This window comes from Streptomyces sp. NPDC001351, assembly GCF_042896045.1.
Lineage (GTDB): Bacteria > Actinomycetota > Actinomycetes > Streptomycetales > Streptomycetaceae > Streptomyces.
The window spans coordinates 53024-72185 of the sequence record NZ_JBIAWS010000007.1 but is presented as its reverse complement, the minus strand read 5'-3'; the positions used below and the strand labels follow the sequence as shown (position 1 = coordinate 72185).

Annotated in this window: 18 protein-coding genes; 11 read left to right on the top strand and 7 right to left on the bottom strand. The window is 70.5% G+C overall.

Annotated features, from left to right (window positions below; all coding sequences use genetic code 11):
- Positions 1-210: 210 nt before the first annotated feature.
- Positions 211-828, bottom strand: coding sequence for a TetR family transcriptional regulator (locus ACFY1U_RS25695; RefSeq protein ID WP_390696489.1), 618 nt, complete (start codon positions 826-828; stop codon positions 211-213).
- Entirely contained in the window at positions 825-1430 is a 606-nt protein-coding gene (locus ACFY1U_RS25690; RefSeq protein WP_390696488.1) for a hypothetical protein, read from the bottom strand. The genes ACFY1U_RS25695 and ACFY1U_RS25690 overlap by 4 nt, the downstream gene beginning before the upstream one ends.
- Before the next feature lie 157 nt (positions 1431-1587).
- Here ACFY1U_RS25690 and hmgA point away from each other — a divergent pair, with 157 nt between their 5' ends.
- The 3 genes from hmgA to ACFY1U_RS25675 are packed head-to-tail and all read left to right on the top strand — an operon-like array spanning position 1588 to position 4925.
- Positions 1588-2949: a homogentisate 1,2-dioxygenase gene (gene hmgA, locus ACFY1U_RS25685; protein ID WP_390696487.1), complete on the top strand. Its 1362-nt coding sequence runs from the start codon at positions 1588-1590 to the stop codon at positions 2947-2949.
- Positions 2950-2975: 26 nt separating this feature from the next.
- Positions 2976-3725, top strand: a complete 750-nt coding sequence (locus tag ACFY1U_RS25680) for a GntR family transcriptional regulator (RefSeq protein ID WP_390696486.1) — start codon at positions 2976-2978, stop codon at positions 3723-3725.
- Between the two features lie 39 nt (positions 3726-3764).
- Complete coding sequence (locus ACFY1U_RS25675) at positions 3765-4925, top strand: type ISP restriction/modification enzyme (protein ID WP_390696485.1); 1161 nt, start codon at positions 3765-3767, stop codon at positions 4923-4925.
- A 3-nt stretch (positions 4926-4928) separates the two neighbouring features.
- Here ACFY1U_RS25675 and ACFY1U_RS25670 read toward each other — a convergent pair whose 3' ends face one another.
- Entirely contained in the window at positions 4929-5648 is a 720-nt protein-coding gene (locus ACFY1U_RS25670) for a TetR/AcrR family transcriptional regulator (protein ID WP_390696484.1), read from the bottom strand.
- A gap of 63 nt (positions 5649-5711) precedes the next feature.
- Between ACFY1U_RS25670 and ACFY1U_RS25665 the strand changes: the two genes are divergently transcribed.
- Both ACFY1U_RS25665 and ACFY1U_RS25660 read left to right on the top strand, forming a co-directional pair.
- Positions 5712-6659 carry an ATP-binding cassette domain-containing protein gene (locus ACFY1U_RS25665; RefSeq protein ID WP_390696483.1) on the top strand — a complete coding sequence of 316 codons (948 nt, stop codon included), beginning with the start codon at positions 5712-5714 and terminating at the stop codon, positions 6657-6659.
- Complete coding sequence (locus ACFY1U_RS25660; protein WP_390696482.1) at positions 6656-7438, top strand: ABC transporter permease; 783 nt, start codon at positions 6656-6658, stop codon at positions 7436-7438. The genes ACFY1U_RS25665 and ACFY1U_RS25660 overlap by 4 nt, the downstream gene beginning before the upstream one ends.
- A gap of 198 nt (positions 7439-7636) precedes the next feature.
- Here the strand turns inward: ACFY1U_RS25660 and ACFY1U_RS25655 are convergent, their stop codons facing one another.
- The 3 genes from ACFY1U_RS25655 to ACFY1U_RS25645 form a co-directional block, all read right to left on the bottom strand.
- Positions 7637-7906, bottom strand: a complete 270-nt coding sequence (locus ACFY1U_RS25655; protein WP_390696481.1) for a hypothetical protein — start codon at positions 7904-7906, stop codon at positions 7637-7639.
- Positions 7907-8032: 126 nt separating this feature from the next.
- Positions 8033-8854, bottom strand: a complete 822-nt coding sequence (locus tag ACFY1U_RS25650; RefSeq protein WP_390696480.1) for an anti-sigma factor domain-containing protein — start codon at positions 8852-8854, stop codon at positions 8033-8035.
- Entirely contained in the window at positions 8851-9393 is a 543-nt protein-coding gene (locus ACFY1U_RS25645; protein ID WP_390696479.1) for a sigma-70 family RNA polymerase sigma factor, read from the bottom strand. The genes ACFY1U_RS25650 and ACFY1U_RS25645 overlap by 4 nt, the downstream gene beginning before the upstream one ends.
- A 250-nt stretch (positions 9394-9643) precedes the next feature.
- Here ACFY1U_RS25645 and ACFY1U_RS25640 point away from each other — a divergent pair, with 250 nt between their 5' ends.
- The 4 genes from ACFY1U_RS25640 to ACFY1U_RS25625 all read left to right on the top strand — a co-directional run bounded on the left by ACFY1U_RS25640 (position 9644) and on the right by ACFY1U_RS25625 (position 16185).
- Complete coding sequence (locus ACFY1U_RS25640) at positions 9644-11176, top strand: DUF4331 domain-containing protein (RefSeq protein WP_390696478.1); 1533 nt, start codon at positions 9644-9646, stop codon at positions 11174-11176.
- 90 nt (positions 11177-11266) lie between these two features.
- Positions 11267-12748 carry a tetratricopeptide repeat protein gene (locus ACFY1U_RS25635; RefSeq protein ID WP_390696477.1) on the top strand — a complete coding sequence of 494 codons (1482 nt, stop codon included), beginning with the start codon at positions 11267-11269 and terminating at the stop codon, positions 12746-12748.
- Positions 12745-14499: a sulfite exporter TauE/SafE family protein gene (locus ACFY1U_RS25630; RefSeq protein WP_390696476.1), complete on the top strand. Its 1755-nt coding sequence runs from the start codon at positions 12745-12747 to the stop codon at positions 14497-14499. The genes ACFY1U_RS25635 and ACFY1U_RS25630 overlap by 4 nt, the downstream gene beginning before the upstream one ends.
- Positions 14500-14562: 63 nt before the next feature.
- On the top strand, positions 14563-16185 hold the full coding sequence (locus ACFY1U_RS25625) for a serine/threonine-protein kinase (RefSeq protein WP_390696475.1): 1623 nt from the start codon (positions 14563-14565) through the stop codon (positions 16183-16185).
- Here ACFY1U_RS25625 and ACFY1U_RS25620 read toward each other — a convergent pair whose 3' ends face one another.
- Positions 16186-16992, bottom strand: coding sequence for an SGNH/GDSL hydrolase family protein (locus ACFY1U_RS25620; RefSeq protein ID WP_390696474.1), 807 nt, complete (start codon positions 16990-16992; stop codon positions 16186-16188).
- A 314-nt stretch (positions 16993-17306) separates the two neighbouring features.
- Here ACFY1U_RS25620 and ACFY1U_RS25615 point away from each other — a divergent pair, with 314 nt between their 5' ends.
- Entirely contained in the window at positions 17307-18515 is a 1209-nt protein-coding gene (locus ACFY1U_RS25615) for a S8 family peptidase (RefSeq protein WP_390696473.1), read from the top strand.
- A 182-nt stretch (positions 18516-18697) separates the two neighbouring features.
- The gene (locus ACFY1U_RS25610) at positions 18698-19132 is read left to right on the top strand and encodes a hypothetical protein (RefSeq protein ID WP_390696472.1); all 435 of its coding nucleotides are present in this window, start codon (positions 18698-18700) and stop codon (positions 19130-19132) included.
- Positions 19133-19162: the final 30 nt, after the last annotated feature.

The window sequence follows — 19162 nt, the reverse complement described above, 5'->3', positions numbered from 1 at the left end:
TCGGGGGTGAGGTCGGAAATCCGCGCGCCGCGGCCCTGCGGGATCTCAGAGCCTGTGTCATATCCCCGGTCGGATCAGCGCGCGGCGTCTGGTGCGTGCGATCGCAAGGCGCCGGAGCGCCCTCGTAGCGGAGCTACTAGGGCGTTTCGGCAACGCCGCGAGCGTGCGTGCCAGACGCCGCGCGCCCGGCCGGGGATATGACACAGGCTCTCAGTCCAGCACGCGCGCCAGATAGGCCCGCAGCAGCTCCCGCGCCTCCTCGATGATCTTCTCGTCACCCTCAGGGGCCACCCGGAAGGCCAGGTGGACCAGGGTGTCGGCGGTCTCCACGGCGATCAGGAAGGTACGGCGCAGATCGTCGTCCGGCTCCCGGTCGAGGTAGCCGGAGAGCAGTTCGGTGAGGCGGTCGGCGACACGGGTGTTGGGTTCGGCGCTGCGGGCGCCGACCGGGATCTGGTTGCCGAAGTCGACGAGGGAGAAGCCGGGCGCGGTGCGCTTCATGGCCAGGTACTCGTCGAGTACGGCGTCCATCGCCGAGCGCCAGCCTCCGTCGCCGGCCGACTTCAGCCGCTCGGTGACCTGCTCGGTGAAGCGCTCCAGGTTGCGCTGGGCGAGGGCGTCGGCCATCTGCCGCTTGTTGCCGAAGAAGCGGTAGACCGATCCGATGGGGACTCCTGCGCGCAGGGCCACGGCCCGCGTGCTCAGGTCGTCGTAGCCGACCTCGTCGAGGAGGTCGGCGCAGGCGTCGAGGATCCGGGTCAGCCGTTCGGCACTGCGTCGCTGCACGGGGGCTCGGCGTAGCGATGTCGCGTGGGGCACAGGCTTCATGATGCCGTTCCGGAGCGCTCCGGTGAACCTCGCCCCCCGTCACGCGCATAGGTGCCGGATGCACCCAGTGCGGTCGCCCCCGGAGTGGCACTCGGCGCGCCCGCCGCCTCCGAGGCCGTGATGTCGGCCGTGCTCTCCACGGGGCGGCCCTGCACGGCCCATACGGTGCCGTCGTCGGCGTACAGCCGGGCGGTGACGTGATGCGTGCCGCGCGGTACGAATCTGGCCGGGAGGCGGCAGGTGAGACCGCTCAGCCGGGTGACGAGCCGGTCGTCGACGAAGACGTAGGCGAGACCGCGGCCGGCCGTCGCACGTGCCTTCGTACCGCGCGGGGAGAAGCGGAAGTTGTGGACGGTCAGATGCACGTCCCAGGTGTTGCCGGAGTCCGGCTGGACCTCGATGCCGACCGCGGGCGCGCCCTTCTTCCTCACTTCACGGTAGTGCCGCCCCTGCTTGTCCGTGTTGTCCAGGAGCTTGCCGACCGGCGAGATCGCATCGCCGTCCTTCTCCTCGTGCGCATCACTGGAGCCGCAGCTCACGGATCCGGTCAACAGCAGGACACAGACCGCGAGCGCGGCTGGAAGACCCCGCGTCCACGACATGCCCGGGAGACTAGAACACCCCTGCGACTCTCGGATCCCCCTGGAGTCTGGTTCTCGTTCCTCCCTGATGAGGAGGCCCCAGGACCCCCTTGCGCCCGCGAAACCGCAATCCTACGGTGTTGCATAGGAATCAGACGGCAGTCGCAAGGGAGCGATGATGAGCGATGGGGGTACCTCCCGCGCGAGCGGGTTCGAGCGTGGGGACGCGCGCAAGACGGCCGAGGGACTGGCCTACCTCTCCGGCTTCGGCAACGAGCACAGCTCCGAGGCCGTGCCCGGTGCCCTCCCCGAGGGCCGCAACACGCCACAGCGCGCGCCGCTCGGGCTGTACGCGGAACAGCTCAGCGGTACGGCGTTCACCGAGCCACGGGCCCACAACCGCCGTTCCTGGCTCTACCGCATCCGCCCGTCGGCCGCGCACCCGGCGTTCACGCGCACGGACAACGGCGCGATCCGCACGGCCCCGTTCACCGAGTCGGTGCCCGACCCGAACCGCCTGCGCTGGAACCCGCTGCCCGAGCCCCCGGCCGGGACGGACTTCCTGGCCGGCCTGTGGACCCTGGGCGGCAACGGTGACGCCACCCAGCGCACCGGCATGGCCGTGCACCTGTACCACGCCAACTCCTCGATGGAGCGCGTCTTCAGCGACGCGGACGGCGAGCTGCTGATCGTCCCGGAGCGCGGCGGGCTGCTGCTGCGCACGGAGTTCGGGCTCTTGCATGCGGAGCCGGGACATATGGCGCTGGTTCCTCGTGGGGTGCGCTTCCGTGTGGAGCTGCTGGATGCCTCCGCCCGCGGTTATGTGTGCGAGAACTACGGCGCGCCCTTCCACCTCCCCGACCTGGGCCCGATCGGCGCCAACGGCCTCGCCAACGCACGCGACTTCCGGGCCCCCGTCGCCGCCTACGAGGATGTGGAGGGTCCGGTGGAGGTGGTGAACAAGTTCTGCGGCAGCCTCTGGACGGCCGTCTACGACCACTCGCCGCTCGACGTGGTCGCCTGGCACGGCAACCACGTCCCCTACGTCTACGACCTGCGCCGTTTCAACGTCATCGGCAGCATCTCCTACGACCATCCGGACCCGTCGATCTTCACGGTGCTGACGTCCCCGTCCGACACCCCGGGCCTGGCCGGAGTGGACTTCGTCGTCTTCGCGCCGCGCTGGCTGGTGGGCGAGGACACCTTCCGGCCGCCGTACTTCCACCGGAACGTGATGAGCGAGTACATGGGCCTGATCGAGGGTGCCTACGACGCCAAGACTGCTGGTCCAGGGGGCTTTGTGCCGGGCGGCGGCTCGCTGCACAACATGATGTCGGCGCACGGTCCGGACCGGGAGACGTTCGACCGGGCGAGCGCGGCCGAGCTGAAGCCGCAGAAGGTGGACGACGGGCTGGCGTTCATGTTCGAGACCCGCTGGCCGGTGACGCTCACCCCGCACGCGGCGGGGGCGGAGCACCTGCAGCAGCGCTACGACGACGTGTGGCAGGGCCTCGAGCGGCATTTCCGCCCGTTGCACTGATCGCGTACGACCGGTACGGATAGGCCGTGACCTCCTTCGCCCCGGACTCGATCGTCCTGAACCGCAAGCTGCCGCTCTGGTACCAGGTGTCGCAGTCCCTGCGCGCCTCGATACTCGGCCGCTCGCCCCAGGATCCGCTGCGGCTGCCCACCGAGGAGCAGTTGGCGGGGCACTACGGGGTGAGCGTGCTGACCATGCGGCAGGCGCTGAAGGAGCTGGAGGACGAGGGGCTGATCACGCGGCACCGCCGCCGGGGCACGTTCATCGAGCCCGACGCCCTGAGGGGTGCCCCGGTCCGGCTGCTCGGCTCGGTGGACGCCATCGTGGCCCAGCAGTCCGGGATGGTGACGGAGCTGCTGGACCACGGCGGCGCGCCCGTGCCGCCCGAACTCGCCGAGTACTTCCCGGAGACCGGCGAGGTGGCCACCTACCACCGGCTGCGCAGCGACGAGAAGACGGGCGAGCCGACCAACCACGCCCGCAACTACGTCCGTCCCGAACTGGCCGCCTGCTTCGACCCCGCCGATCTGCTGCGCCGGCCGATGACCAAGGTGCTGCGTGACATCGTCCGGGCGGACATCAGCCGTATCACGGACACCGTGGAGGCCCGCCTGGCCGACCCGGAGACGGCCCGCCTGCTCCAAGTCCCGCTGCTCAGCCCGATTCTGCACTACACGGGCGTGACGTACGACGGGGACGGACGCGTCCTGGACGTGGCCGTCATCCACTACCGCGGCGACCGCTTCTCCTTCACGGTGACGCTGGACGCCACATGACGTCACCGGCCCCGGTGCCTGTCGGCGGAAGGCCGTACGATGCCCAGCGTGACGCACGACGACGCTCCGCTGCTCGCGGACCTCATGCCGTGGTCCGTCGCACCGCCGCGGCTCGGCCGGGGGTGGCCGACGGGCCCCGACGCCGCATCCCTCAAAGCCCGCTGGGACGCCCTGCTGAAGGCCGAGGGCCCGGACCGTGAGGCCCTGTTCGAGCCGACCCGTTCACGCACCCTGCGCTCGGCGGTCGGCCAGCTGCCGGGCCAGTCGAGCGGCACGGAGAAACTGATCCACGCCTCGGGCCCCTGTCCCGAGCCGGTACGCGTCCTGCACGCCCCCTTCGACGAACAGTGGCTGATCCCCGACCACCGTCTGATCGACACGGCCCGCCCCGAGCTGTGGCGGGTGGCGGACGAGCACCAGGTCTTCCTCGCCGAGACGCCCGCGGACGGCACCGGCCCGCATCTCCTGGCCACCTCCCGCCTCCCCCTCCTTCGCCCCGGCCGCATCCGCCCCCTCTACCGCCGCCCGGGCGGCACGGAACCCAACCTGACCCCGGGCCTGCTGGACCACCTGAGCACCCGCCTCGGCCACTCCCCCGCCCCGCCGGACTTCCTCGCCTGGACCCTGGCGACCGTCCGCCCCGACCTGACGGTCCCCCTCACCGAGGACGCCGAACTCTGGTCGCACGGCGTGGAGTTGGGCCGCCGCCTCCTCTGGCTGATGCGCCGCAACGGCGACCGGCCCAAACTCCCGGGAGGCCGCCGCCCGTACGTCCGCGCCCCGCTGCCGTCCCGCCCCCTCACGATCGCCTACCACCGCGAGGAGGAAACCCTGCTCCTCGACGAGGGCCGCATCTCCCCGGTCCCCCCGCAGGCCTGGGACTTCGAGGCGTTGGGCGTCCGGGTCCTGGAGCACTGGTTCACGGCCCGCACGGCGGAGGCCGAGCCGGGAACGCTGGCTGCGATCCGTCCGTCGGCATGGCCGCAGACCTGGACGTCGGAGCTGCTGGAGCTGATCACGGTATTGGCCTTGTTGGCCGAACTGCGGCCACAACAGGACGAGTTGACGGTGACGGCACCCATCACGGCATCCGACCTGCACAAGGCGGGGGTACTCCCGGCCGCGGAGGTGGCCCGGAGGCCGGCCTCGGTCTTCGACCACCACGAGGAAGGCCCGGAAGGCCAGTTCGCGTTGCTGTGACGGCTAAGACCCACCCCGCGGCTCGAACGCGTCCAACATCCGCTCCAGCATCAGCTCAAAGGCCCCCTCAAGATCGATCGGCCCCGAGTCCTCGGTGAACGCCGCAGCCATCCGCGGATAGGCCCCGCCCGCGAGGGCACTCCCCAGATAGGCGATCCGCACCGCGCTCTCCTCCTCCGCCGACCACGGCAACGACCGCGTCCGCTCGGCGGCAGCCAACTCCGTGGCGACATACGAGGTCACACACCCGTTCAGCATCCCGACGAGCTGCATCTTCATGCCGTAGCGCGCATCGAGCGGGTCCAGGCAGGCCAGACAGTGCTCCAGATACCGCAACGCATTCGGACTGAACCCGTACACCGGTGACATCAGCCGCGTCAGCCACGGATGCCGGTGCATCAGCGCCCGTGTCTGCCGGGCGACCCGGCGCATGTCGTCCCGCCAGTCCCCCGACGGCTCCCACACCTCGTGCTCGCCGCTGACCGCGTCCACCATCAGCTCGTACAGGTCCTCCTTGCGGGGGACGTAGTTGTACAGCGACATGGTCCCGCAGCCCAGCTCGGCCGCGACGTGCCGCATCGACACCGCGTCCAGACCGCCCTCGTCGGCGACCTTCACCGCCGCCGCCGCGATGTCCGCGCGGGTGAACGCGGGCTTCGGCCCTCGCCCTGCCCGCTCGGGACGGGCCCAGATCACTTCGGGTACGGCCGCTCGGCCCGCCATCGATCATCACCTCGCCCCCCATCCTAGTTACGTACAGCGTACGTAGTGCGCTATGGTCGAGCCATGACTTCTACGTACGCTGTACTTAGTGAAGGTCTGGAGAAGAGGTTCGGCGAGGTGCACGCTGTGCGCGGGCTGGATCTCGCGGTGGCCCGGGGCACGGTCTGCGGTGTCCTCGGGCCGAACGGGGCGGGGAAGACGACGGCCGTGCGGCTGCTGACGACGCTGCTGCGGCCGGACGCGGGCTCGGCGCGGATCGCGGGGCACGACCTCGTCCGGGAGCCCGCGGCCGTCCGGCGCAGGATCGGCGTCACCGGGCAGTACGCGTCGGTCGACGGGGACCTCACGGGCCGCGAGAACCTGCGGCTGTTCGCGCGGCTGCACCGGGTGCGGGCGCCGGGTCAGCGGGCCGACGAGCTCCTCGAGCGGTTCGGGCTCTCGGAGTCCGCCGGCCGGGCGGCGTCCACGTACTCCGGCGGGATGCGCCGCCGGCTGGATCTGGCGGCGAGTCTGATCCGCCGGCCCGAGGTGCTGTTCCTGGACGAGCCGACGACGGGGCTCGACCCGGCCAGCCGCAATCTGATCTGGTCCGCCGTGCGCGAGCTCACGGCCGACGGTACGTCGGTGCTGCTGACCACCCAGTACCTGGAGGAGGCCGACCGACTCGCCGACGACATCGCCCTGGTGGACCGCGGGCGGGTGGCACACACGGGCTCGCCGGCCCAGTTCAAGGCGCTGGTCGGGGCCTATGTCGAGGTCGTCGTCGCGGACGCGGACGTGATGACGAAGGCTGCCGGAGTGCTCGATCAACTCACCGGCGCCGAGCCGTCGTTCGACCGTGAACGCAACGCCGTCGGTGCGGTCACCAGGGACCGGACGCTCACCCTGCCCCGCCTGGTGCGCGAACTCGACGCGGCGGGCGTGCCGTTGCTCGACGCCAGCCTGCGGCAGCCGACGCTCGACGAGGCCTTCATCCGGCTGACGACCGACATCAAGGAGCCCGCGGCATGAGCACGTTGGCGTACGACGGCCTCGCCATGGTCGGCCGGCAGCTGCGGCGGGTCCGCAACAGTCCCGGGCTGGCGATCCTCACCCAGGTCATGCCGATCAACATGCTGCTGTTCTTCGGCTACGTCTTCGGCAGCGCCCTCGCGATGCCCGGCCGCGAGTACCGGTCCTTCCTGATGCCGGGGCTGCTGGTCTCGACGGCCGCGGGCGGCCTGATGACCGGCATGTTCCAGGCGGCCGCCGACTCGCACCGCGGCGTGATGGACCGCTTCCGCACGATGCCGGTGAGCCGCGCCGCAGTGCCGCTCGGACAGGCGGTGGCCGACCTCGTGGTCACGGCGACCGGGACGGTGCCGTTGCTCCTGGTCGGCCTCGCGGTGGGCTGGCGGGTCGAGGGGTCCGCGCCCCGGGCCGTGGGCGCCGTGGGGCTGCTGCTCCTGTTCCGGTTCGCGTGCACCTCGATCGGGATCTTCCTCGGACTGCTCACCCGGAGCGAGGATGCGGCCGGGCAGCTCGGCGCCTCGACGTTCGTGCTGCCACTGCTGTCCAACGCGTACATCCCGACCGACGGCCTGCCCGGCTGGCTGCGCACGGTCGCCGAGTGGAATCCGATCAGCGCGGTGACGACCGCCCTGCGGGACCTCTTCGGCAATGCTCCGGTGCCGGGGGACGCCGCCTGGCCGGTGGCGCACCCGATCGCCGGGTCACTGGTGTGGTGCGCCGTGCTGATCGCGGTGTTCCTGCCGCTCGCGGTGCGGAGGTACACGTACGGGGGCCGGTGATCTCGACAGCTGGGGTCAATCAACAGCTGGGGTCAATGGGCGGTTGTCTTCGGTGCAGAGCGGGTGGAACGCACCGAAGACGCCCTCCATGGCAGGACACGCCCGGATACGGGCTGCGAGCCGGTGCACCACTGCATGCCGTGGGGATGACGGACGACTGCCGCAGTACTGCACCGGACGCACGAACGCCGGTACCGCTCAGCGCCCGCCGAACAGCGAACGGCGCAGTCGGCGCAGCGGCGCGAAGAGCAGCACATGGCTGATCCGGTTGCCGCTGGCGCTGCGCTCACGTGGGGTGTCACGCGCGGTCAGCTCACGCATCAGCGAGGTCGCCTCGGCCGTCTCGCGCTGAGGGACGGCCGGGCCGCCCAGCACCGAGAGATGGCGGTCGAGACGCGAACTGGTCGCGCTGCTCCCGTAGGTGATCGCAGGGACCCTGGCCCTGCTGCGCACTGTTATCTGTTCCATGTCACTCCCCACCCGTACGAGTCCACCCGGCCCGGGCAGGGTAACCCTATCGCTCCCTCGGGGCACTCGTGTATCGCGGTCACAGGATTCACCTTCCCCATAAGGGTGTTGACGACTCCTCCATGGTCACTCTCCGAATCCGACCGATTTCAGGGCGAGTTGGACAATGGGCTGGCTGGTGGGCTGTGGTGAGCCACCGTCGGGTTCGACGGTCACTGCGAGTGACGTGGCCGAACTGCTGAGGTCGGTCGCGACCAAGGGCGTGTCGCCGCCCCCGAAGAGCCCGAGGGAGCGTGGTTGCGCACCGGGGCGCATGAGCCAGAGCTGGTGCACGCGTCCGCTGGGCAGGGCGTCGTATCCGCTGAGCGTGACGACCGCCTGTCCCTCCGATACGGAGGCGACCGCTCCGATACTTCGGCCCTGGGGGTCCTTGCGGGTCGTCGCACGCGCGTCGGGAGCTGCGAGAACGTGGGCGATCTCACGTGCCTGGGCGCGCTCGGCGTCCAGCTTGTCCTGGGTCCGGTTCGCCTGGACCCCGAAGAGCGAGGCGACGACGAGTGCCGCGGCGGCCGTCGCCGTGGCGAACGGCACGAAGAAGGGGCGGCGCTCGCGCGGCGCACGGGAGCGTCCCGGCGGCGGTTGCGTGCCCCAGACGTGCGGCGGCAGCTGCGGCGTGTGCTCCCTGGCGAGCGGCCCCGCCTCCTGCGGAGTGGTGCGTACGGCGGCCAGCACCCGGTCGCGCATCGCGGCCGGCGGCGGGGCCGCCGTGGACCAGGCGAGGCGGACGGCGTCCTCGGACAGGGCGCGCACCTCGGCAGCGCAGCGCTCGCAGTTCTTCAGGTGCCGCTCGAAGCGCACCCGCTCAGCGGGCTCCAGTGCGTCGAGCGCATAGGGGGCCGCGAGCGAGTGCAGATCCCCGCGGCCGAGCAGTCGGGCGAGAAGACTCATGCGACACCTCCCAGGCACTTGCGCAGCTGGGTGAGTCCGTCGCGCATCCGGGTCTTGACCGTGCCCAGCGGCAGCGAGAGCCGCTCGGCCACTTCACGGTACGTGTAGCCCTCGTAGTAGGCGAGGGTGACGGACTGGCGCTGCAGGGTGGTGAGGCGGTCCAGGCAGCGGCGTACCCACTCGCGTTCGAGGCCCGCCTCGACCTCCTCGGTGACCTGGTCGAAGGCGGGGTGGTGGGCCCGGCGCGCCTCGCGCTGTTCACGGTCGACGGCCGCGCGGGCACTGCGCACCCGGTCGACGGCGCGACGGTGGGCGAGGGTCAGGATCCAGGACAGGGCGCTACCGCGGCCGGGATCGAACCGCGCGGCGGAGCGCCAGAGTTCGAGCAGCACCTCCTGCGCCACCTCCTCCGACTGCGCGGGGTCGCGTACCACCCGGCGGACCAGTCCGAACACCGGACCGGACACCAGGCCGTACAGCTCCTCGAATGCCTTCTGGTCGCCGCCTGCCACGAGTACCAGAAGCTCGTCCGCCTCCACTCGGTCCCCCTTTCCCCGCCCGCATGGGCCCCGTCCCGTCACACCAGGCATTCGCAACGAACGCACCTCCGGATGGGGTACGGATCAGCGCCCCCGAAACGCGGGTCGGCGCCGCACCAAAGAAGTTTCGCGGTTCGGCTGAAACAAGATCAGGGGTTTGCCGTAAAGACGTTTGAGATTCCACCAATCCACTCCGGCGACCGCTCCGAATCAGCGTTCGTCAGGCAAGTTGGGACTGAGGACGGACGGCATGACAACTGACTCCAGGAGCGGCGCGGGACGCAGGAGCATTGCGACCCTCATAGCTGGTGCGCTGGCCGCCGGCGGGCTCGCGGCCGCCGGCGTGGCCACGCTGGAACCGGGGGCGGCCTCCGCCTCCAGCCACCGGGAGGCCCCGCTGATCTCGGGGCAGCCCCAGTACGACAACACGGACCTGTATGCGTTCGTCAGCCCGGACAAGCCGGACACGACGACGCTCATCGCCAACTTCATCCCCTTCGAGGAGCCGGCGGGCGGCCCGAACTTCTACCAGTTCGCCGACGACGCCCAGTACGACCTCCACATCGACAACAACGGTGACGCGCAGGACGATCTGCTGCTGCGCTACACGTTCAAGACGCAGACGAAGAACAAGAAGTCGTTCCTGTACAACACAGGCGTGGTCAGCAACCTGGCCGACCCGGACCTGAACATCACGCAGACGTACGACATCGAGGTCGTCAAGCTGAGGCACGGCAAGGCCGTGTACCGCTCGAAGCTCGCCGACGACGTTCCGGTGGCGCCGTCGGACGTGGGCAAGGCGTCGATGCCGGACTACAACAAGCTGCGCGAGCAGGCGATCTACAAGCTTCCCAACGGCGCGCAGACCTTCGCCGGCCAGGCGGACGACCCGTTCTTCGCCGACCTGCGCGTCTTCGACCTGCTGTACGGCGGGAACCTCTCCGAGGTCGGGCGGGACACCCTCAAGGGCTACAACGTCAACTCCATCGCCCTGCAGGTTCCGACCGACATGATCACGGAGTCGAAGAAGCAGCCGGTCGTCGGCATCTGGTCGACCGTGCAGCGCAGGAACGCCCAGGGCTACTACGAGCAGGTCTCACGCCTGGGCAACCCGCTGGTCAACGAGGTCGTCAACCCGATCAAGGACAAGGACAAGTTCAACGCGTCCTCGCCCGCGTACGACGCGCAGTTCCTGAAGAACGTGACCAACCCGGAGCTGCCGAAGCTCATCGAGGCGATCTACAAGATCAAGGCGCCCTCGGAGCCCCGCAACGACCTCGTCGACGTGTTCCTGAAGGGCGTCAAGGGCCTCAACCAGCCGCCATATGTGAAGCCGGCGGAGGAACTGCGCCTCAACACCTCCATCAAGCCCACCGCCTACCCGAAGCGGCTCGGTGTCCTCGACGGTGACAACGCGGGCTTCCCGAACGGGCGCCGGCTCACCGACGACGTGATCGACGAGGCGCTCCAGGTCATGGAGGGCGAACTGGTCGGCTCCAAGAACGACCTGGGCGACGCGGTCGACAAGAACGACAAGGGCTTCGGCAAGTACTTCCCGTACCTGGCCAACCCGACCTCCGGTTCGCGCGGTGCGACCGCCAAGGGCGTCTCCAGCGGCAGCGACGTCAAGAGCCAGCTCGGCGACGCCCTGCAGCCCGCGTCGGCCGGCGGCATGAACAACACCACGCTGATCGCGGCTTCCGCCGGTGGCGGAGCTGCCGGTATCGCGCTGATCGGCGCGGGTCTCATGTGGTGGCGCCGGATGCGGAGCCGCGCGTACTAGTCCGCACCATGACCGGCGGACCGGGCGGCTTCTTCGGAGCGGCACCGCCCGGTCCGCGGGCTTCGGCCCACACACCGACGAGGAGAGGGCATGGCCCCGGACACTGACGACAACGAAGGCTTCGCGGAGAGCGCCACGGATGATCGTGACTCGTCTGCAGGCTCGTCTGGGCCGGTCGCGCCCACGGCTTCGACCGACGAACGAGTCGCCGCCGTGCGTCGCGTCGCGGCCGCCGGACGGCGTTGGCACATCGGGCAGCTGGCCGGAATCGCCGCCCTGTTGGCCGTCGCGCTGACCGGCGGGTCCATTGCCTACGGCGCCATCCGGGACGGTGGTACCACGGCCGTCGCCGACGCGCCCGGCGCGCTGTCGCCCGCGTTGCTGAACAGCGGGGACATCGACGCGAGCATCCTCTCCCTGCAGGCCCATCTCAAGGCCCAGCCCAGGGACTTCGGGAGCTGGGCGAGCCTTGGGCTGGCGTATGTCGAGCAGGCCCGCACCAAGGGTGACCCCTCCCGTTACCCGCAGGCCGACAAGGCGCTGAAGCGCTCCCTCGAGGTGAAGCCCGGCAACGAGCAGGCCATCATCGGCCGGGCCGCCCTCGCCGCGGCCCGGCACGACTTCAAGGACGCTCTGCAGTACGCCGACCAGGTACTGAAGGACAACCCCTACAGCCAAAGCGCCCTCTCCTCCCGTATCGACGCACTCGTCGAACTCGGCCGCTACGCCGACGCGTCGAAGGCTGCCGACACGGCGGACTCGCGGCGCCCGGGCATCCCCGTCTTCACCCGGTACGCGTATGTGCACGAGCTGCGCGGGGACGTGAAGACGGCCCGCCGGGTCCTGGAGCAGGCCCTCGGCACCGCGAGCACCAAGGGCGACATCTCCTACGTCGCCTTCCAGCTGGGCCAACTCGCCTGGAACCAGGGCGACTACAAGACGGCCGTCAGCTACTACGCCCGCGCCCTCGCCGCCGACGACAACTACCTGCCGGCGCTGGAGGGCCGGGCCCGCGCCGAGTACGCGAGCGGCGACAAGGCGACCGGGCTCAGGGACATGGAGCAGCTCGTCGCCCGCTACCCGCTGCCCCAGCCCCTCGTGGAACTCGGCGAGATGTACGAGGACCGCGGCGCCGCCGGCGACGAGGCGAAGGCCCGCGACCAGTACGCCCTGGTCGATGCCTGGATCGCGCTGGCCCGCGCCAACGGCGTCAACGCCGACCTGGACACCGCCCTCGCGGCGGCCGACCACGGCGACAAGGCCGCGGCCCTGCGCGCCGCCCGCGCCGAGTGGGCCCGCCGCCACACCGTGCACACCGCGGACGCCCTGGCCTGGGCACTGCATGTCAACGGCAAGGACGCGGAGGCCCTCCCGTACGCCCGGCAGGCGACGGCCACCGGCTACCGCAACGCCTCGTTCCTCTACCACCGCGGCGTGATCGAACGCGCCACCGGCCATGCCAAGGGCGCCCGTGACTCCCTGAAGGCCGCGTTGGACCTCAACCCCGGTTTCTCCCCGCTGGGCGCCCGTGAAGCCCGTAAGGCACTCGCAGACCTGGAGGCGGCGAAGTGAACCCCCGTCGATTGCTGGCCTCCACCGGGGCCGTCCTCACGGCGGCCTGCGCGCTCGCGCTGGTACCTTCCACCGGCGCGAGCGCGCACCCCCTCGGCAACTTCACCGTCAACCGCTACGACGGCCTGGTCGCCGCGCCCGGCAAGCTCCGCGTCGACCACGTCGAGGACCTCGCCGAGATCCCGGCCACCCAGGCCAAGCCCGACATCAAGCGGCTCGGCATGAGCGAGTGGGCGAAGGAGCGGTGCGCGACGGCGGCCGAGGGCAGCAAGGTCACCGTCGACGGGCGGGCCACCGCCCTGACCGTGGGAAGCAGCACGGCGCAGCTGCGGCCGGGGCAGGCCGGGCTGAACACGCTCCGGGTGGAGTGCCGGCTGACCGCGCCGCTCCCCAAGGGCGACACCGTGACGCTCGGCTTCCACAGCGAGGGCGCCACCTCCGGGCCCGGCTGGCGGGAGATCACCGCCCGCGGCGACCGTATGACCCTGACCTCGACGGACGTACCGAGGACATCGGTCTCCCACGAACTCACCAGCTACCCCAAGGATTTGCTCTCCTCCCCCGCCGACACCTCGACCGCCTCCCTGCGCGTGCGCCCCGGCGGACCGGCCCTGGTCGAGGAGCGGCAGGACGCCCCGGCCGCCTCCGTGCTGCCGCGCGGCGCGGACCGCTGGACGCAGGCCCTGAACAACCTGGTCGCCCGCCACCACCTCACCTTCGGCTTCGCCGCGCTCTCCCTGCTCATCGCGGTCGTCCTGGGCGCGATGCACGCGCTCGCCCCGGGCCACGGCAAGACCCTGATGGCCGCGACGGCAGCCGCTCGCGGCGGTCGCGCCCGCCTCAAGGACGTCATGCCCCTGGCCGCCTCGGTCACGGTCACCCACACCCTGGGCGTCGTCGCCCTCGGCCTCCTGGTCACGGCCGGCTCGGCGGCGGCCCCCTCCGTGATCATCTGGCTGGGCATCGCAAGCGGCGTCATGGTGACCTGCGCGGGCGCCACACTCGTACGCCGGGCCTGGCGCAACCGCGACCCCGGACACCCCCACGACCACGGGCATACGCACGACCACGACCATCCGCACCCGCACGGCCCCGGCGGGCATACGCACCCGCACGAGACCGCCGAGCCCGAGGAACGCGCCCTGGTCCTGGTCGCCGCCCACACCGAAGCGGTCTCGACGGCAGTCGCAAGCCACACCCACACGCACTCGCCCGGCCATGCACACGAGCACGACCACGATCACGACCACGCCCACAGCCACGACCACGATCACGACCACCCCCACAGGCACGATCACGACCACCCCCACAGGCACGATCACGACCAAGACCACAGTCACACCCACCCCCACTCACACACCGTCGAGCACACCCACGGCGGCTTCACCCACACCCACTCCGTCGCCCCCACCCTGCGCGGCACGATCCTGCTGGGCTTCGCCGGTGGCCTCGTGCCCAGTCCCTCCGCGGTCGTCGTGCTCGTCGGCGCGGCGGCGCTCGGTCAGGCCTGGTTCGGACTGCTGCTGGTCGTCGCGTACGGCGTCGGGCTCGCCCTCACCCTGACCGCGGCGGGGTTCGCCGTCGTCAAGCTGGGCACCGGGATGAACCGTGTGCTGGACAGGCGTCCCCGCTGGACGACCCACCCGATGGCGGCCCTCGTCCGCAGGACCGCGCCGCTGGGCTCGGCGTTCCTCGTCGTGGCTCTCGGGGTGGGTCTGGTGCTCAAGGGGGCCGCATCCGCACTCGGCTGAGCTACGTTTGTGGAGAAAGCACACGGAGTGGAGAAAACGCGCGGATGCGAATGGGGGACGCCCGTGTCCGAAGAATCGGGCAGTGAACGTCTGATCGCGGGCCGCTACCGTCTCCTGTCCCCCCTCGGCGAGGGCGGCATGGGAACCGTGTGGCGCGCCCGGGACGAGGTGCTGCACCGCGAGGTCGCCGTCAAGGAGGTGCGTGCGCCCGCCGGGCTGCCGGCCGCGGACGTGGAGCGGATGTACGCCCGGCTGGAGCGCGAGGCGTGGGCGGCCGCGCGGGTCGCCAACCGCAATGTCGTCACGGTGTACGACGTGGCGACGCAGGACGGCCGGCCGTGGATCGTCATGGAGCTGGTCCGCGGTATCTCGCTTGCCGAACTCCTGGACGCCGAGGGCCCGTTGGATCCGCAGCGCGCCGCGCACATCGGTGCGGAGGTGCTCGCCGCGCTGCGTGCCGCGCACGAGGCCGGGGTGCTGCACCGGGATGTGAAGCCCGCCAATGTGCTGCTGTCGAACGACGACCGGGTGGTGCTCACCGACTTCGGCATCGCGCAGGTCGAGGGCAGTTCGGCGCTGACGATGACCGGGGAGGTGATCGGCTCGCCGGAGTTCCTGGCGCCGGAGCGGGCGCTGGGCCGCACGCCCGGTCCGGAGTCCGACCTGTGGTCGCTCGGCGTGCTGCTGTACGCGGCGGTCGAGGGCAACTCACCGTTCCGCCAGGACACCCCGCTCAGCACCCTGCGCGCGATCGTCGACGAGGAGCTGCCGCCACCGCACCGGGCCGGTCCGCTGGCCCCCGTCATCGAGGGGCTGCTGCGCAAGGACCCGGCCGAGCGGCTGCCGGCCGACCGAGCCGAGCAGGACCTGCGGATCATCGCAGCTGGGGGTACCCCCTCTGGGGGAGGCACGCCCCACGCGTACGGGGCGCAGGCGTCGCCGTACGCACCGACGGTCGCGGCGTTTCCGCAGCGTCAGTCGCCGACGCCTCCGATGCCGTATCCGGCCGGATACACGCAGCCCGCGCCGGGCCCCGGGACGACGGCGACGGCCGCACCGCCGCCGGAGCGCAACCGCCGGGCCGGCGTCGTCCTGTTCGTCGGGGTGGTCGTCCTCGCCCTGGCCATCGGGGGGCTGACGTACGCCCTGCTGAACCGCGACCACGGCGGCGGGAACAACAAAGCCGACACCCCCCGTTCGGACACCGCGACTCCGTCGACCGCCACGCACAGCAACCCGGGCTCAGACGCGAGCCCGACGCCGACTCCGAGCAGCAGCGCCTCCAAGGCAGTGCCCCAGTCCGTGAGCGTCACGCTGTCCGGCTCCAACACCGACTACTCCGGCACCTGTCCGCCCGCCCGCAGTGACGCGCCCGAGTTCACGGCCACCTTCACGGTCGGGAAGCTGCCGGCGGAGGTCAGTTACCGCTGGGTGTCGAAGGACGGGCAGATCATGGATCCGGGATGGAAGACCCTGTCCTTCCCTGAGGGCGGCGGAAAGACCAAGCAGGACAAGGCGTTCGTGACGACGTACAACAACACCGGGACCTTCCGGAACTCGATCAGCGTCGAGGTGCGTTCGCCGAAGCAGGCGACGTCCGACTCGGTTCCGTTCTCGGTGACCTGTGTGTCGGAGACCCCGACGGGCGGGGCCTCCTCCAGTACTTCGCCGTCACCCTCCCAGTGATCAGGCCGCGCTGGTCAGGACGGGCAGATAGCCGCCCGACTGGCCGGCCGCGGTGGGGTGGTACGACTCGCCGATGTTGAACCACTCGACGCTGTGCAGCCAGGAGCTGCCGGAGCAGATCTCGTGGCCGGTGAAGGTGGTGCGGACGTCGCCGAAGGTGAAGCCGTGGTCGGCGGCGACCTTGGCGGTGGCGGTGTCCAGGTAGTCGGCCGCGTCGTTGATCGCCTTCCGCTTGGTCTCGGAGAGGCCGAGGCAGGTGGTGCCGAGCTTGTAGAAGCGGGGGTAGCCGAGGACGACGACGTGGGCGTTCGGGGCCTTGGCGGTGATCGCCGAGTAGACGTTGTTCAGCTGTCCGGGGAGCGTCGAGTCGACGTACGCCTTCGCGGTGTTGATCCGGGAGAGGCAGGCGCTGTCGGACTGGAGCACACACGTCGTCATGACGTCGGAGAAGCCGGCGTCGTTGCCGCCGATGCTGATGGAGACCAGGCCGGTGGAGGCGCTGAGCGGGCCCAGCTGACCTGACAGAACATCACCCGTACGGGCGCCCGAGCAAGCGGTGAAGTCGAACGTCGAGGGCGAGTGGGCGGCGGCCCAGAGGTAGGGATAGGCCTTGGTGCTGCGCTTGCAGTCGCCGCTGGCGCTGATGTAGCTGCCGGTGCCGACGCCGGAGGAGTAGGAGTCGCCGAGGGCCACATAGCCGGTGGCTGCGGCCTGCCCGGACGCCTGCGCCGCCGTGGCCCCGGTGAGGGCCGTGCCGGCGGCGAGGAGGATCGAGCTCACGAAAACGGCAATTCGGGAACGTCTCATGGAACCTCCCTTTAGCAGGATCTCTGCCGTAACCGTCGTACCAATGACACGTGTCGATGGGAAGTGTTCATGTCAAGACTTTTCCGCTCCTGACGGGTCATCACCATCGCTTCACGGCATGTTTGATTACGTGCCCATGACAGGTTTGTTGACGACTCCTCAACCCCCTTGTTCCAGACCGGCCGATGACCCATTCTTTACTTCGGCTTGGGACGGGAACGCGACGTTCCGCGCTGTGCGTGCGACCTCGCGCGCGCCCCCACAGTCGTGCGCCCGACCCAGGCGTGCGCCGCCTAGAGGAGGACCCCCTCGTAATGGCACAACTGCGTAGCAACAAGCTCCGGTTCGCCGCCGTCACCGGTCTTGCGACCGCCGCTCTCGTCGGCGGACTCACCACCCTCCCCGCCCAGGCCGCCCCGGCCGAGGGCAGGGTCCTGGCCGCCGGTTCCCCCACCGCGGTCAAGGACAGCTACATCGTCACGCTGAAGAAGACCGCCGGCCTCAAGGCGGCCTCCAGCGCGGGCAAGAGCCTGATCAAGGAGTACGGGGGCACGGTCAGGAAGACCTTCGACACCGTGCTCAACGGCTACACCGCCACCCTCTCGGCGACCGAGGCGAAGAGACTCGCGGCCGACCCGTCGGTGGCCTCCGTCGAGCAGAACCAGCGCGTGCAACTGACCGACACCACGCAGTCCAGCGCACCCTGGGGCCTGGACCGCATCGACCAGACCGCGCTCCCGCTCTCCGGCACCTACACCTATCCGGACAGCGCGGGCAGCGGCGTGACCGTGTACGTCATCGACACCGGCGTCCGCATCACCCACACCCAGATCAGCGGCCGTGCCTCCTACGGCTACGACGCGGTCGACGGCGACACCACCGCCTCCGACGGCAACGGCCACGGCACCCATGTGGCCACGACCATCGCGGGCTCGACGTACGGCGTCGCCAAGAAGGCGAAGATCGTGGCCGTGCGGGTGCTCGACAACAACGGTTCCGGCACCACCGCGGGCGTCATCGACGGCATCGAGTGGGTCACCGAGAACCACACCACGCCGGCCGTCGCCAACATGTCGCTGGGCGGCTCCGCCTCCTCCTCGCTGGACACGGCGGTCGCCAACTCCATATCCAGCGGCGTGACGTACGCGGTCGCGGCGGGCAACAGCTCCGCCAACGCGTCCTCGTACTCCCCGGCCCGTGTCTCCACCGCGATCACGGTCGGCGCCACCACCAGCTCGGACGCCAGGGCCAGTTACTCCAACTACGGCTCGGCCCTGGACATCTTCGCGCCCGGCTCCTCCATCACGGCGGGCTGGAACACCAGCGACACCGCGACCAACACCATCTCCGGTACGTCGATGGCCACCCCGCATGTCGCGGGCGCCGCGGCGGTCTACCTCGCGGGCCACACCTCGGCCACCCCGGCCCAGGTCGCCACGGCCCTGGTGAACGGCGCCACCTCCGGCGTGGTCACCAGCGCGGGCTCCGGCTCGCCGAACAAGCTCCTGAAGGTCGTGCCGTAGCACCGGCGCGAGGGGCCCGCTCGGCCTGAACCACGGTTCCCCGGAGGCTGTCGGCGCCTCCGGGGAACGCATGTTCAAAGGTGGATGAGAACGGATGCGGGCGGGTTCCGTCTCTTGACGCCCCTCTTGCGCTGCGCGACATTGAAGCCCGGCATCCGGCGCGCTGGGGGGCAAAGTCGCCAATGCAGACCATCGGTGGCAAGAGACTCATCAAAAGACTTTCGGCAGACGGCAGATCGCCGGCAGACGGCACCGAGCGGGCGCGGCCAGGACCGGGGAGGGACCTGTCATCACTGCTCGCGGGCGCCGCGACGGCCGTCGGGGGAATCGGCGCGCTGCTGGCGCTGGCCGACTCGGGCTCACCCCTGCGCGGGCCGCTCACCCTGTTTTTCCTTCTCGCCGCGCCCGCGACGGCCATCGGGGCCGCGCTGCGCGGGCTGGAGCCCTTGGGCCGCACACTTGCCGCCGTCGCGGGCGCAATCGTTCTCAACATGCTGGTGGCACAAGGCATGTTGGCCGTTCACCGGTGGTCGGTGCGCGGCGGAATCATCGCGGTGACCGTGATCAGTTTTCTCCTTCTTCTGAGTTGTGTAACGGTCAAACCAACAAAAAGGTGAGGCCTCGTTCCAGGTCTTGCCATACGGGTT